Source organism: Paenibacillus rhizosphaerae (assembly GCF_014192015.1).
Taxonomy (GTDB): Bacteria; Bacillota; Bacilli; order Paenibacillales; family Paenibacillaceae; genus Paenibacillus_AQ; species Paenibacillus_AQ rhizosphaerae.
Window position 1 is genome coordinate 1,293,115 of record NZ_JACHXJ010000001.1, and the last position, 15,333, is coordinate 1,308,447.

General features: G+C 54.5%; 10 protein-coding genes. 8 read left to right on the forward strand and 2 right to left on the reverse strand.

Annotated elements, in window-relative coordinates; translation table 11 throughout:
* Positions 1-10: 10 nt before the first annotated feature.
* The 5 genes from FHS19_RS05630 to FHS19_RS05650 all read left to right on the forward strand — a co-directional run bounded on the left by FHS19_RS05630 (position 11) and on the right by FHS19_RS05650 (position 9,474).
* Positions 11-2,275 (forward strand): helix-turn-helix transcriptional regulator, encoded by a 2,265-nt coding sequence (locus tag FHS19_RS05630; RefSeq protein ID WP_183579785.1) that lies wholly within the window; start codon positions 11-13, stop codon positions 2,273-2,275.
* An 18-nt stretch (positions 2,276-2,293) separates the two neighbouring features.
* Entirely contained in the window at positions 2,294-3,295 is a 1,002-nt protein-coding gene (locus FHS19_RS05635) for a zinc-dependent alcohol dehydrogenase (RefSeq protein ID WP_183579788.1), read from the forward strand.
* A 14-nt stretch (positions 3,296-3,309) separates the two neighbouring features.
* Positions 3,310-6,594, forward strand: a complete 3,285-nt coding sequence (locus tag FHS19_RS05640) for an OmpL47-type beta-barrel domain-containing protein (RefSeq protein WP_183579791.1) — start codon at positions 3,310-3,312, stop codon at positions 6,592-6,594.
* A gap of 241 nt (positions 6,595-6,835) precedes the next feature.
* A complete protein-coding gene (locus FHS19_RS05645; RefSeq protein ID WP_183579794.1) occupies positions 6,836-8,110 on the forward strand; it encodes a hypothetical protein in 1,275 nt (424 codons plus the stop codon).
* Between the two features lie 89 nt (positions 8,111-8,199).
* Positions 8,200-9,474 carry a hypothetical protein gene (locus FHS19_RS05650; protein ID WP_183579797.1) on the forward strand — a complete coding sequence of 425 codons (1,275 nt, stop codon included), beginning with the start codon at positions 8,200-8,202 and terminating at the stop codon, positions 9,472-9,474.
* Between the two features lie 92 nt (positions 9,475-9,566).
* On the opposite strand, the gene FHS19_RS05655 is transcribed toward FHS19_RS05650, so the two are convergent.
* Positions 9,567-10,790, reverse strand: coding sequence for an MFS transporter (locus FHS19_RS05655; protein ID WP_183579800.1), 1,224 nt, complete (start codon positions 10,788-10,790; stop codon positions 9,567-9,569).
* Positions 10,791-10,939: 149 nt separating this feature from the next.
* Between FHS19_RS05655 and FHS19_RS05660 the strand changes: the two genes are divergently transcribed.
* Both FHS19_RS05660 and FHS19_RS34775 read left to right on the forward strand, forming a co-directional pair.
* A complete protein-coding gene (locus FHS19_RS05660) occupies positions 10,940-11,830 on the forward strand; it encodes a LysR family transcriptional regulator (protein WP_183579803.1) in 891 nt (296 codons plus the stop codon).
* 37 nt (positions 11,831-11,867) lie between these two features.
* Positions 11,868-12,017 (forward strand): SRPBCC domain-containing protein, encoded by a 150-nt coding sequence (locus tag FHS19_RS34775; RefSeq protein WP_183579806.1) that lies wholly within the window; start codon positions 11,868-11,870, stop codon positions 12,015-12,017.
* Positions 12,018-12,136: 119 nt separating this feature from the next.
* On the opposite strand, the gene FHS19_RS05670 is transcribed toward FHS19_RS34775, so the two are convergent.
* Positions 12,137-14,107, reverse strand: coding sequence for a glycoside hydrolase family 127 protein (locus FHS19_RS05670; protein ID WP_246426425.1), 1,971 nt, complete (start codon positions 14,105-14,107; stop codon positions 12,137-12,139).
* A gap of 137 nt (positions 14,108-14,244) precedes the next feature.
* Here FHS19_RS05670 and FHS19_RS05675 point away from each other — a divergent pair, with 137 nt between their 5' ends.
* Positions 14,245-15,057 carry a helix-turn-helix domain-containing protein gene (locus FHS19_RS05675; protein ID WP_183579809.1) on the forward strand — a complete coding sequence of 271 codons (813 nt, stop codon included), beginning with the start codon at positions 14,245-14,247 and terminating at the stop codon, positions 15,055-15,057.
* Positions 15,058-15,333: the final 276 nt, after the last annotated feature.

Consider the following 15,333-nt stretch of genomic DNA (forward strand, 5'->3'; position numbering starts at 1 on the left):
GGTGACGCCAATGAATCGGCTGCTTGCAAACCGGGGACTACTGCAAATCTTCTGCTCTCTGCTGTTAGTCATCATGATCATGTCTGCATCAAGCTATGTCGTTTACAAAAAATCCATTTCCGGTATCTATGACAAAGTCACGCAAAACAATCGGCTCGTCGTGAAAAATATCATCCAGGCATTCGACAGCAGCTTTACAACGGTCAACAATCTGATTTTTACGATCCACGGACTGCCCTTTGATCCGGTCAAATCCGGAGACGGCGGCCGCATGGATATGGCGCAGGTCTATAATCTGCAGGATAATCTGGCATCGCTGATTTCTTCCGTCGATTATATCGAAGATGTGATCGTTTTTTACGACAACCAGGACCTGGCCATTACGGCAAATGGAACGAGCGACATGAAGCTGCTCTTCCAGAACAAGTACAGGCACGATACGTACAATGCCTCGTATTGGCGCAGTTTTTCCAAATCCAAACGTCCGTTTACGATTTTTCCCTCTGCCGATTATTTGGCGCAAACGGAAGGGTCCAAACCGCAAAGCCGGCAGCTCATCGCCGTCATGGACGGCAACAAATACAAGCTGTCGGATAAAAACGTGATCATTCTGATCAATGCGGAAAAGCTGCTGCAGCATGTGAACATGTCCTCCATGATTCCGGGATCGTCGATGATCGTGCTGGACGGCGACCGGAAAATCGTGCTCAGCACGGAAAAAAACTGGGATCTGGTGGAAGTGCTGAACGACGTTTATTTTAACCAGTCTCAGGAAGACTCGCTGACCCGCGGTGACTTCGAGTATCATGTGTACCAGTCGGATTACAACGACTTCATTTACATTGATAAGATGCCTTATCAGTTCCAGAATATCGATACCGTGGCCAGCGGCAGCCGGATCATTATGGTTATCGCCATTGTCAGCGCGGTGCTGCTGTCGGGGCTGCTCAGCGTCTATCTGTACCTGCCGGTCAAAGGCATTCTTCAGCTGTTCGGAGAGGGCCGTGTCAAAGGCAACGACTTTCGGAAAATCTACAGCGGCATCGTCAAAGTCCAGCGCGAGAATGAAACGCTCCGGCAGCGGATGGAGAGAGCCGAGGCTGATATGTGCAGGAACGCGTTTCTCCAAGTGCTGGAAAGCCGGCGCTCCAGCGACATCCCACGGGATGTACTCAAATATGAGCCGTTTTTCTTTCGGGACCGCAGCTTCGTGATGGCATCCCTTGATTTGAGACTCTCCCAGAAGGGAGATCGTTCCCATCCGCCAATGGAGTCACGGCAAATAACCGAGCTGCTTCGCAAGGATCTTGGCAGCATGGCGGGTACGGGCTATACGGCGGTGTTTCACCAGCGGGAGATGCAGTTTCTTATCCTGCTGGGCATACCGCAGAGCGGCGACCGGCAGACGGTGATGTCCGGCTGGGCTGCCTATGTTCAGGAAGCGAACCACGACCTGCTGTCGGGGTATGTGCTCCGCTCCTATGTCAGCAAGGAGTATGAGGCTCTTGTTCCGAACCTCCTGTCTGCTTACCAGGACATCTTGAACGGGATGCTGTACCGGAACGTACAAAATGCGGTGCAGGCCGTCATCGATACGGCGGCGGTACAGTATGTGGGCGACGTCTATTTTCCACTGGAGAAAATGGATCATTTGGCCCGCTGCCTGACGGCCGGCCTGACGGAGGAGAGCGTGCAGATCGTGACGGACATCATTCACGAAAATGCACGCCGGAACATTCACCATTACCATCTGGCCCATGTGGCCAAAAGCATGTTCCTCTATTTAATCAAGCCAGCCAAAGCTGCGGCTGAAGATGACCAGGAGCTGATGCGGCTCGAGTCCCGGTTCATCCGGCGGGTAGAGCAGGCATATGATCACCGCGAAATGACGGAGGCGCTCCTGGAAGTGGTGAAACGGGTTGCCGGCAGCCGCGGCGGCGAGCCGAAGAGCAAGCTGAATCCGGCTTTCATCTCCCAGTACATCGAACTTCATTATATGAATAATCTGTACCTCGACCATATGGCGGAGGTGCTGGATACAAGCCCGAAATACTTTTCGAATTATTTCAAAAAAACGTTCGGCATCAACTATGTCGAATACCTGAACAAGGTGCGGCTGGCGCACGCCCGCGAATTTTTGAAAAACACCGATTACAACATATCGGAAATCGGGGAAAAAACGGGATACATGAACGCGTCAACCTTTACCACCACGTTCAAAAAATACTACGGCATCTCCCCCAGCGAATACCGGAAAATGGCGGGGGAGGGGTAGAAGGAGCGAAGTATCGTCATGAAAGCCGTTGCCGCATTACGAGGAAGCATTGTAGTCACGGATACGGAAGACCAGCCTTTGGAGAGGGGACATGTCCGGATCCGGACCGAATATTCGGCCATCAGCCCCGGTACGGAGCTGTCCTTTCTAAAAAAGGGAGGGGATCAGCCGTCCCTGCTCGGGTACAGCGCGGCCGGCATTGTTGAGAAAATCGGCGAAGGCGTGACCGGGCTGCTGCCCGGCCAAAGGGTCGCCTGCTACGGTGCCCCTTACGTCCGGCATGCGGAACGTCTTACGGTTCCGTCCAATTTAGTGGCCGCGGTGCCGGATCACGTCCTGCCGGAGGAAGCCGCCTTTGCGGGTCTCGGAGCGATTGCGATCCATGCCCTGAGGACAGCGGATCTGCGGTTCGGGGAGTCGGCGGTGGTCGTGGGCCTTGGCATTTTGGGCCAAATCATTACCCAAATCGCCTCGGCGGCGGCAGTTCGCGTCGCGGCTCTGGATTTGAACGAGCAGCGAGTACAGATGCTCCAGGAACAAGGAATCCGTCATGCGTATACCCGGCATGAACAGCTTGAGGAGCGGCTGCAGATGCTTACGGACGGCCACGGGGCGGACAGCGTCATTTTGTGCGCGGGGGGACCAGGGGAGGAGCTGATCAACCGGTCGCTCACCTGGATTCGCGACCGCGGCAATATCGTGGTTGTCGGCGACTTGACCACCACGTTTTCCCGTGGGCAGATGTTCGGCAAGGAGGCGCAGGTGCTTATCTCCAGGGCCGGCGGACCCGGCAGATATGACAGCGGGTACGAGAAGGATAACCGGGATTATCCGATCGGTTATGTGCGGTGGACCGAGGGCAGAAACGTTGCGGAATACGTCCGCCTCCTCGCGGAAGGCCGGATATCGGTATTGCCGCTCATATCGCACCGCTACCCGCTAGGCGAAGCGGAAGCGGCTTACGCCAACTATTTGAATCCTACGGATTGTCTGGGAACGATTCTCGAATACAAATCCTAAAGGAGGATGTGTGAATGCGGAAGTCATGGTTTGCACTACTGGCATGTTTTGTACTGTTAACAGGCTGGACTGGATTGGGAGGAAGTGGCACAGCAAAGGCGGAAGACAGCGGTCTGTCGCAGAAAGTGTACGGCAGCCCGGAAGAGCTGCTGCCGCCGCTGAACTACACCGTTTCGATTTTTAACGGGACCGTAGGCTATGAAGAGGGACGGCCGGTCATGTATACCGTGTCGAAAGGGAAACCGGGCCATCTGAATGTCATCGATCTGGAGGATTACAAGCTGCTGCGCAGCATTCCTATCCCGCCATCGGAGAGCTCATGGGCGCATACGGTTGCACCCGACGGCACACTATACGTCGCGGCGGACGGCAGCGGGGCCAGATTGTGGAAATACTCCCCGGTAACCCATACCGTGGAACAGGCAGCCTCCTTTGCCGGCGAATCGTGGCCGATCTGCATCACAACGGATGAGGCGGGCCGGGTATACGTCGGTACTTATCCTGGTGGCAAGGTGATTCAATTCGATCCAGCCACCGGCCAAACGAAGGATTATGGCCGTGTGATCGGTAACATCACCCAGGAATATGTCCGCTCCATTGCGTATCAGGGCGGTAACATTTATGCGGGGACGGCGCATCATCAGATCGTCCGCGTTAACCTGGAGACAGGCGAAAAGACGGACATTGCCGCGTCACTTAATGTTCCGGAAGGTGACGATACAGTATATGATCTGGACACCATCGACAACCGCTATTTGTTCGCTCGTTATACGGATGGCAGCGGGGTACCGGGTCCGGCGTACATTTATGATACGCAAACCGGATCCTGGCTGGATACGGTGCTGGACAACGTGACCGGACTGCATGAGACCGATTCCCTGGACGGCAAAATTTATTTTATGTCCGACAAGAAGTTGAAGACATTCGATCTTGCGACTCATGAAGTCAGTGAGACGGGAATGGAATATAACAGCGGATTTCGGGGAGCCGACTGGGTGGAATTTCCGAACAACCCTGATCTCCCGGGTAAAAACCTGGTCACCGTCCGCTATGACGGCGGAGTGGCGATCTTGAACATCGAGACCAAGCAGGTGCACCTGATGCCATCCGTCGTCCCGGGATTGCCGGGCGTAGTGAACCGGATCCAGTCCGCTCCGGACGGGAATCTGTTCGTCACCGGGGTACAAACGAGCCGGGGGTCGATTATCGATCCGAATACCCTGACTTCCTCGGCATTCTCCATTGGTCAGGCGGACAGCGTGTATCCGCTCGGCGATAAAATGTATATGGGCGTCTATCCTGAAGGAGCGTTGTTCGAATACGACATGACCCAGCCGCCGGGAACCGAGAATCCGAAGAAGACGTTTGTCCTGGAGAATGGGCAGGAACGCCTGGTGAATATGACATCGGGAGGCGGCAAGCTCTATGTCGCGACCATCCCCGGTTACGGTACGCTTGGGGGATCGGTTACGGTATATGATCCCGCTACGGGAGAAAGGCGCGTTCACCGCAATGTCGTGCAGGATCAAAGCGTGCTGAGCCTTGCCTATAAAGATGGCAAATTGTTCGGATCGACGACGATCCGCGGCGGTTTGGGCTCGGAGCCTTCGGCGGATGAAGCGAAAATATTCGTATGGGATACCCAGACCGAGCAGAAGATTACGGAATTCCCGCTGCGGATCGCCGGACTGGATAAACCGGTCTTTATTGGGGATTTGAGCGTAGGTCCAGACGGACTGATATGGGGCGCGGCGTATGAATACGTATTTGCGCTGGATCCCAATACGTATCAGGTCGTCAAGAGCAAAAAGGTGCAGTCCGGCGTCAGCTACACGCAGTGGGCACATCACATGATCCGCTGGTCGGAAGACGGCCTTATGTACGTCTTGTTCAACAACAAATTGACGGTCATCGATCCGCAAACGCTGGAATCGCGCACGATCACCAATGCCGCCCGGTTTGAGCTGGGCAAGGACGGCAACATCTACTTTACGGACAATGCCACGAATACGATCATGTACCGGATTGAGGTCGACGGAGAGATTGTCGAGCAGCCACCTGGCATTCCGCTTCCGGTTAAAAATCAAGGATTTGAGGATGCCGTGAGCGGCACTGCAATCCCAGGTTGGACGTCCTTGTTTGCCACCGGTTCCGATTTGAGCTACGCGGTCAGCACGGACCGAAGCTCCTCCGGCAGTGCCAGCCTGAAGCTGATAGATCATACCCGTACGGGATCCGTCGCCTTGCAGAGCGATAAGATCACCGTAGAACCTGGCAAGAAATACACGTCCAAAGTTCAGGTGTATATCGAGTCGGGACAGCCGGGAACGATGCTGCGCTTCTTTGACAGCAGCAATCAAACGCTGGCTACGCAGGAGATCCATCTGGACGAGAGCCGGCTGGCCCAGTGGCAGACGGTGACGCTTAACGGCACGGCTCCCGACAATGCGGCCTACGCCCGCTTGATCGCAGTGGTCAGCCGCTACAATATGGCGTCTGCTTATTATGACGACTTCTCCCTTTCGGTAGAAGGGACGCCGGAACCGGCGGATCAGGCAGCGCCGGTGTCTGCGGCAGAGGTATCGCCCGCCGCAGGTGAGAGCGGCTGGCTGAACCGTGACGCATCCGTGCAAATCCAGGCGGAGGACGAGGGCAGCGGCGTGGCCGCCATAACCTATGCCGCCAGCGGTGCGGGTTCGCTTGAACCGGTTCGAGTGGAAGGTGCATCCGCATCCTTCAACGTGACTGCCGAAGGAGCCACCACGGTGACCTATTCGGCCGAGGACCAGGCCGGCAACAAGGAGGCCGCCCGGGAGCTTACCGTAAAAATCGATAAAACGGCGCCGGAAATCGTGTTTACCGGGGAAGCGGCCTACACGGTCGATCAGAACGTATCCATTCAGTGCGCGGCGTCCGACAGTCTATCGGGTCTCATATCGGAACCCTGCAGCGGGACAGACCGACCCGCTTATGAACTGGAGCCTGGCGCCAACGTGATTACGGCTTCGGCCAAAGATGCCGCAGGCAATGAAAGCACAAAGGAGTTTTCATTCAAGGTTACGGCAACGTACGACAGTCTGGGCACGCTTGTGCGTTCGTTCCTGCCTGCGGATGCCGACTTTGCCGAGTCGCTGAACGCGAAGCTGCTGGCGGCGAAGGCTTCGGCCGGACGTGATCAGGCTCAAGCGGCGCAGGGACAGCTGTCCGCGTTCGAGCAGGAGGTCACCGCCCAAAGCGGCAAGAAGCTGACGGAGGAACAGGCAGCGGTGCTGCTGAAATGGGTGAAAACGCTGAGATAGAAGGATATCGAAATGAATAGTCGTGTTAAGCGACGTCAAATGAGGAGCCTGCGAGCAAGCGCAGGCTCCGTTTCCTTTTTCTGAACGTATCTGAACCTTTAGAACGGCAAGGTTGCCAGTGTTTGCAAAAATCGGCAACTTTCTCTAACGAAAAAGCGTTTAACATGTAGTTCGATCCGGTTCGAAAACCGGACAAAGATGATACATATATTTGATGCAAGATGCAGGGAGATGAATCGTTATGGATAAAAAGCACCGGTTGGGCACCGTGTCACGGTCTGCCGTGATGCTGACGATTTTGGGAGCTATGGTGATACCCAGCCCGCATGTGGCGGCAGAGGATTTAGCCGCTCCGGCTAAGGTGCTGAGCATTCAGAGTCCATCCGCAGCTGGGCAAACGGCGCAGGTACCCGCCCAGAAGGCGGCAATCAAATGGAAATTCAGCCCTTCGTTTTATGATCAGGCAACCGGTTATTCCTACTACTACGCCACTGCCGACCAAATGATCAGTCGCACCATCTATGTTGATCCAGAGGGGGAGTGGCATGCGTTTGCAGAAGGAATAACGATACATCGGGACTACAATTTGAGAACACCAGTCGTGGACAGGACGAAATACGGCGATCCTATGGAAGGGCTCTATTCGACCGTATATGACCCATCCAAGAAGACTGCGACGAGAGGGGTGCATTTTGCAGGGGGTCCGGACGTCCAGCACGGTTTTCGTTACGTAAAAAACTATTATAAGCGGAAGGACGCGCAGGGAAAGGAGTATACGGCCTCCGATTTCAGCCTGCTCCTTCGAACCCCTTCCGGCGTGATCCGCGAAATCGAGCGCGTACCTAACCGTTTGCATTTTAAGGCAATGCCGGACGGAAACGCGCTGGCAATTCAGTACAGCATTCCCCATAAACCATACGAAATTTCGATCATCAACACGGAGACGGGGAAGAAGAAGCACCTGGCATATGCCCAGCTTGATTACTACGACGCAAAAGGGGGGAGGCTTCTCATCACCCTTAATAAAACGGTAAGCCCAAACGCAGTGTATACATTAGCTGACGGTAAACAGCGCCCGGCCACTGAACAGGATTGGAAAGAGTTTAAGAGCATCAGCTTGGCCGAAGGTAATCGCATTATGATGCCCGAATCTACTACTGCGCCCCCAGCCGTTTTGCAGCCTCAGGATTTGCCGGTGACATCGATCCAACACCAAGATCAAATCCTGGTCCGAGCTGCGATTGGCGGTCGTGCAGTGAATTTATCCTTTGCTTTTGTCCAAAACGGCCGGACTTTGTTCCCCGTTCGCGAAATAGCGGAGCAGACAGGCCTGGAGGTCAAGCAAACGAAGATGTCTGGAAAAGCGGGGGGCACCTCTTTTACCATGAAAGGACCTGGGGGGAGCGTAAGTTTAACGCCAACTGATAATATGATGATCGGCGGACAGCTCTTTGTTGGCTCTGACGTCTTGAAGCGGATTGGCCTGCCAGTACAGGGGGTGAATTGGAATCCCTAATAAGATGAGAGCGGATTTGGAGATTGGCTCATCTTCGAATAATGAGATTGATCATAGATCCATCTGATGGTGAAAGGAGAGAATCAGGGGTGAACAAGAAGCACAAGTGGAAGGCTTCGTTGATGTTTGCAGCGCTGCTGACAGCATCGGGTACGGCGGTGGTGCCAAGCCCCAGCGTACAGGCTGAGGAGGCACCTGCGGCTGCAGTTCAAGCGGACCGTGCGCAGAGCACAGGACTCCCCGAATCCCAGGCAGCCCAGATACCCGAACTCCAATGGGATTTCAGGGCTGAATTTTATGATAAGGGCACGGGACGTGCCTATTACGATGCGTCCGCATATGACGGTGAGCAATATTATAACCGCACAGTATTCCGCGATTCTAATGGAAAGTGGAATGCACTGGAAGAAGGAATCTCCGTAACCTGGGACTATAATTTGGGGAGGCCCGTTTTGATTGGAGAAGGTCTCGGTGATTATTTGAACGGGCTGTTTTCGACTGTATTTGACCCAGCCAAAGAGACGGGAACGAAAGGCGTATTTTTCACGGGCAGTAAGAATAACCGGATCGGATTGCATTATATCAAAAATTATGAGATAGGTCAGGATGCACAGCAGAATTGGTACTCCACATCTTTTTTTAGTGTGTTTATGCGCACCGGAGATGGCATGATTAAGGAAGTTGATGGTGCACCATTACGTCCAGGATTTATCCCGATGCCAGATGGGCGTGTGCTTGTCGTTCAGTATAGCCCCACAGCTAAGATGAAAGAAATTTTGATCTTGAATCCGGCAACGGGGATGAAGAAGCATCTTGTCTACGCAAGCCTCGACTATTATGATGCCGAAGGCGGACGCCTACTGGTCAGATATAACCAGCCGAATCGTCCGAGCGCTGTCATAACGCTGTCCAATGGAAAAGCACGCCCGGCAGCCGAACCGGATTTCAAGGAGTTTTCCAACCTAGCGGAACAGAGCTACCAGGCACCTATGCCAGACGCATCGACAAAGCCCCCTGCCGATCTACAGCCTCAAAACTTGCCGGTGACACCAATCCAAATTCGTGATCAGATCACAGCAAGAGCCACCATTGGCGGCAAGGTGGTTTATCTCAGTTTTGCCTTTATTCAAAACGGACGCGCGATGATTCCGGTACGGGAACTGATGGAGCAAGCAGGCCTGGAAGTCATACAGCAGAAGGTGGCTGGAAAGGTAAACAGCAGTTCTTTTACCCTAAAAGGTCCGGGAGGAACCGAGACCGTAACGGCAGGAGACAGCACGATGATCGGTGACCGGCTCTATGTCAGGTCTGATGTTTTGAAGCGAATCGGTCTTCCGGTTCAGGGGATGAATTGGAATCCGTAAGCCTGACCGCGGCATCAGCATAAAATAACGGCATGCTTTCCCATGATTTACATGGGAAGCATGCCGTTTTCATTATAATGCTTATGGTTTCATTACAGTGCAGTTGGTTTGGCTTCGCTGCCGTGCCGCTCCTGCCGGGAAAACCGGCTTGCGTACACAAGCAGCAGTGCGGTGATCACAATTAACGCAATGATCATCCCGATCACCCCGTTCCAGCCGAAGCCGGACAGGAAGAATCCGCCGGACCAGCCCACCAGACTGGACCCCGTGTAGTAGAAGAGCAGGTAAAGGGATGAAGCGTAAGCTTTATAGCGCACCGGTGCCGCTTTGCCCACCCAGCCGCTGGCAACGGTGTGTCCTGCGAAGAAGCCGCATGCGAAGAGGATCATGCCCGCGATCATAAGGACCAGGTTGCCCGCCAGCATGAGCAGTGCACCGACCAACAGCATGCCCAGGCCGCTGGCAATCAAGCCGGCACGTGAATACCGGTCAGCCAGCTTACCGAACCAGACGGAGGACCAGGAGCCCATCAGCTGAAAGACGAACAGGCAGCCGATCCATGTTTGGCTCAGCTCATAAGGCGGCTGGGACAACGGGAAGTCAATATAGTTAAACAGCGTCACGTACGCGCCAAGCAGCAGAAAACCGATCAGGTACAGGCACAGCAGCCGGGTGCTTGCAAATCCGTTCCGGAAGCCGTCGGCCCAGTGGTGCAGCGAAATGCTGACCGGTTTGAAGTGGTTTGATTTGGGCAGGTAGAGCCAAAACAGCAGACTGCATAGAAGGCTGACCAAGCCCAGGACAAACATCGCGATATGCCAATTGAAAAAATCGGTGATCAGACTGATGATGACCCTTCCGGCAAAACCGCCAACCGCGGTGCCTGCTACATAGAACCCCATGACCTGCCCGATGCTGCGCGGTTCGATCTCCTCGTTGAGATAAGTCATGGCGATGGCCGGAAAGCCCGCAAGGCTGATGCCTTCGAGCAGCCTGGCCGCCAGCAGCAGATGAAAGTTTGTGCTGAACGAAGATGCCATGGCCAGCAAGGAAGTAACGAACAGCGACACGCTCATGACGCCTCTGCGCCCCCAGGCATTGGACAGCAGGGAAACAAACAGCATGGTGACCGCTAATGTAATCGTTGAGAAAGAAATAATGAAGCTCGCACTGGAAGGGGATACGTGGAATTCCTTCGCAAACGTGCCAATCAAAGGCTGCGGGCTGTACAGGATCGCAAAGGTGACCAGACTGCCCAGCAGCATGCTGACCAGTACCCGGAAATAGGCTCGGGTACCGATTTGAATGTACTGCACGATAAACGCCTCTCTTTGTTAAGTTCTATAAACTACTCTTTCGGTGACGCCCCTAAGTATACGCCTGATTTGCTTATGTTGTATAATGAATTAAAATTATCAAATTAGTACCTGTAGGTTATAAGGAGTTGGAGAGAGGGCGGACAATCATGGAATGGCAGCAGCTGGAGTATTTCCGCGTCGTGGCCAAGCTGGAGCATTTCATTAAGTCGGCGGAGCAGCTGGCGATTTCCCAGCCGGCACTAAGCCGGTCGATGACGAAGCTGGAAAAAGAGCTGGGGGTACAGCTGTTTGACCGGCATGGCCGTTCCGTACAGCTGAATGAAACGGGAAAGCTGTTTTTGGCTAGAGTAGAGCGGGCTATGCAGGAAATTGAGGATGGGATCGAGGAGATCCGGCAGTTCCACGATCCGTATGCCGGCAAGGTTTCGATTGCCTTTTTGATGTCGTTTGGCGTTCATAGGCTGCCGGACGTTATCGCGAGTTTCAACCGCAAATACCCGGACGTTGAGTTCGCGCTGTATCAAAACCCGACGACGGTCATTCTGCCGCAATTGATGCGGAGCGAGGTGGACCTATGCATCATCGGTCCGTTCGGGGAAGAGCCAGGCGTCGTATGGCACAAGCTCGTTGAGGAAGAAATGTACGTCTACGTGCCTGCGGATCACCGGCTTGCGGAACGCGAGTCCATCCGCCTTGAGGAGGTCGCCGGTGAACCGTTTATATCCTTTAAGCCGGGTTATGGCGTACGAACGCTGATGGAACGGTTTTGCGGCGAAGCCGGTTTTGAGCCGAAGATCCGGTTTGAGGGCGACGATATCATGACTGCCGCGGGACTTGTTTCCGCAGGGCTTGGAGTCACGATCATCCCGGCTTTTTCGGGCATTGAGCACGGAAAGGTCAAGCGGCTGCGCGTGACGGAGCCTTACTGCCGGCGGGAAATTGGACTGGCCTGGGTCGAGGATCGGAAGCTTCCTCCCTCCGCAGACCTGTTTCGCTCATTTATTATCGAGTATTTTCGTGGCCGGGGCGAGTCATAAAATAACCATCAAATGCTCCAGCAGAAGGTTCCCGCCCGTGGCCGATTTTGTCATCGATTTTATCTCGAATGGCGATCAAACGGAGCTGATCATCCGCGAGTCCAACTGGAGCCCGGGTCCAATGGACGACAACGCGGTCACGGGCATGAACCAGTCTCTCGATAAACTTGCCGCAAGTCTGGCTTAACATTGTTTTTCATACATTCCGTAAACGGTATATAAGAGAAAAAAACGCTCCAGATCCGTCTGTCTCTGGAGCGTTTTTTGTGCTGCAATGCCTCTCGCGGCATGTTGACTGGATTTACATCAGCTTTCGCGAATCCATACCGCCATTTCGCCAGGCTCCCGGTTGCCCCATAGCGTGTAAGGGACTGCCCGAAGGCGCTGCTGTTCCAGCTGCGGCCGCGCCGTGCTGTAAAGATCGTTCGGCGCCTCTGCCGACGTTCCGGCGCGAAGGCCATCCGTCTCGATCACGGCGACGCCACCGCGCCATCCGTCCATGACGACCTGCAGCTCGGCATCTGCGGGCAGACTTAGAGAAGCGAGCGGGGCTCCGTTGTCGGTTTCCTCCAGGCAGTAGACGAGCGGGCCGCGCTGCAGCGCAACCTTTCCGCTGCTGGCACGCAGGTTCGGGTGGGCGTAAATCCGCCGCGGCTGCATATCGAACTCAAGCTCAACCGCGTCACCGGCCTGCCAATCCCGGCGAATATAGGCGTAACCGTCACGCAGCTCATACTGGGCAGGCTGGCCATTGACGCGGATCGCGCTTGCGGCAGACCAGCCGGGAAGACGAAGCGCAATCGTGAACTCACCCGTGCCTTCCGCTTCCTGCACTTTCAAGCGAACTTGGCCTTCCCAAGGTAAACGGCTCTCCAGGTCCAGCTGAACGCTGCGGCCGGCCGCCTGGTGGCTGATCTGGCTGCCGATGTACAGATGCACGTAGAGTGCCTCGTCACTCGCCGAATAAATGTATTGACCGAGTGAAGACAGGAGGCGCGAGACGTTTGGCGGGCAGCAGGCGCAGCCGTACCATTTTTGCCGGACCGGCTTGATGTGGCGCTTGCCGGGGTTGCCTTCACTGGCCGCAGGCCACACTTCCATCGGGTTCACGTAAAAATAATGCTTTCCGTCGCCGGCGATTCCTGCAGTTACGGTGTTATACAGCGCACGCTCCATCACGTCGCCGTATTCGCCCTTCACTTCATTCTGAAGCAGCCGCTGGGCAAAAAAGATCAGGCCGATCGATGCGCAGGTCTCGCTGTAGTTTGTGTCGTTCGGCAGGTCGTAGTCAAACGTGAAAGCCTCGCCGTGATGCGTGGATCCGATACTGCCCGTGACATACATTTGCTTCTGCACGATGTTGTTCCACAAGCGGCGGCATGCTTCCAGCAAGGCGTTGTCTCCCTTAAGCAGAGCCAAGTCGGCCATAGCCGTATACATATAGACGGCTCTTACCGCATGGCCTGTCGCCACCTCGTGTTCCCGCACCGGCTTATGCGCCTGGTGGTAGGCAAGATTTACAGGCCCCTTCTGGACGACACCGGGTGCCCAGTGCGAAATCCGGCCACGCCGTTCAAATTCCTCCTGGAAGAAATTCGGCTCCTGCCCGCGCTCATCGATCAAAAAGCCGGCAAGATTCAGGTATCTGGCTTCGCCTGTAGCATGGTACAGCTTGATCAGGGCAAGCTCAATTTCCTGGTGACCGTCGTAACCCCGGATTTGGCCTTCTTCCGGTCCAAAACGGTCATCGATATGGTCGGCAATCTTGCGCGCAATGTCAAGAAGCTTGGTTTTGCCCGTGCCGTAAAAATAGGCGACCGCTGCTTCGATCAGGTGGCCGGCCGTGTACATTTCGTGGCAGTCCATCAGATTGGTCCAGCGCTGGTCGAGCTTGTCAATCGTAAAGTATGTGTTCAGGTAACCGTCTTCCAGCTGTGCGGCTCCGATCAGATCGATCGCTTCATCAGCGACTTTTTCCAAATCGGAATCAGGGGTTTGGGCCAGCGAATACCCGACCGCTTCCAGCCATTTATACAGGTCGGTGTCCTGAAACACGAATCCGGCAAAGCTTCCTTCTTCGAGTCCTGCGGCAATCCGGAAGTTGCGGATCGCATGGCTGGGTTCGGCATCGGGAACACGGTCATTCAGGGCTTCCCACTGGTAGGGAATCACGGTATGCTTGATAAGATCCACATGATTGGACCAATAGGAGTCGGTGATGCGGACGGATTTCAAATCAAGCGGCTGTGGATGGGTTGGCGCATTTTTGGTAGACAAATTTTCGTTCACTCCTAACATCATCATCTGCAGCTTTATCATATCGAATCAAAGCAAGGATTGTCGGTAGTGGAACGTGCATAAAAAGTGTCATTAGCCCACTAAATTGATTTTCATAGACGAGCAGGAGGATTGTCATGCTGCCTATTCATCTACAACAACCTTACAAGCTCCAGATGGGTGGACAATTTGTCAGCGATGAAGATTGGTCCCATATGGAACGGACCATTTCCGATTATGAGCTGATTATCGGTGTAGCGGGGGTGGTCTTTCTGGAAGCCGGCGGCCAGCTGTACGAAGTGAAGGCAGGGGATATGCTGCTGCTGCGGCCGGGAGAGAAGCATCGCGGATACAGGCTGTCTTCCCCCGGCGTTTCATTTTACTGGTTTCATTTTTTGCTCCCTCCGGAGACGGGCGGAGAGCCGGATGGGGCCATACCTCATTATGCACACTGCCCGGAACCGAGCCGCGTTCACATTTTAGCCAGGCAGCTCCTGCACGCGGCGAGCGGGGGATACCGGCTGAAGCAGGCGGGAGACTATTTTCTGACATCGCTGCTGATTGAATTGGCAGAGCAGCTGCATGATGCGGGCGCGTCCGAAGCGATGGACCCCCGCCTGTCGGAACTGCTGGAATGGACCCGGCTGCATGCCCTCGAGAGACATATGTCGGTCGACCGGGTGGCGATGCACATGGGGTACAACCGCAATTATTTATCGCGGATGTTCAAGCAGAGATTCGGCACGGGCCTCAGGGATTATATTCACCGGATTCGGCTGGAGGCGGCCAGAGAACTGCTCGTGTCGAGTAAGCTGCATATTAAGGAAATTGCGGACAGGGTTGGCATTGAAGACGACAAGCAGTTTATTAAATGGTTCAAACGGCTGTCCGGCGTTACTCCGACAGAGTACCGTCAGGCGTTTTCGGCAACGCGTCTGAACAAGACCTAAGGAGGTATGGATTCATACCGGCCGTCCGGATGGAAGGGATACAGGGGTTCGAGGAGAATTTGATTCTTCCGGACTCTGTTTTTTTGGGTAACACAAACTATATGGCCCTTTTGGCCGTGCCTGCATCCATATCATCCGTGCAATTAGAGCTGCATGTAATGCTTTAGTACCTCCCAAAAATACAACCTGGGTAAGTCGAGACTCCCATTTGAATCGTGTTATCATTTTTTTAGATCGCTTTTGGCCGTCTGCCGCATCAAAAAATAAGGCGGTCTT

What these genes read in the sequence shown, in the direction of transcription:
- FHS19_RS05645 (WP_183579794.1), top strand. Translation starts at nt 6,836, where the DNA reads ATGGATAAAAAGCACCGGTTGGGCACCGTGTCACGGTCTGCCGTGATG.
- FHS19_RS05635 (WP_183579788.1), top strand. Translation starts at nt 2,294, where the DNA reads ATGAAAGCCGTTGCCGCATTACGAGGAAGCATTGTAGTCACGGATACG.
- FHS19_RS05640 (WP_183579791.1), top strand. Translation starts at nt 3,310, where the DNA reads ATGCGGAAGTCATGGTTTGCACTACTGGCATGTTTTGTACTGTTAACA.
- FHS19_RS05660 (WP_183579803.1), top strand. Translation starts at nt 10,940, where the DNA reads ATGGAATGGCAGCAGCTGGAGTATTTCCGCGTCGTGGCCAAGCTGGAG.
- FHS19_RS05630 (WP_183579785.1), top strand. Translation starts at nt 11, where the DNA reads ATGAATCGGCTGCTTGCAAACCGGGGACTACTGCAAATCTTCTGCTCT.
- FHS19_RS05675 (WP_183579809.1), top strand. Translation starts at nt 14,245, where the DNA reads ATGCTGCCTATTCATCTACAACAACCTTACAAGCTCCAGATGGGTGGA.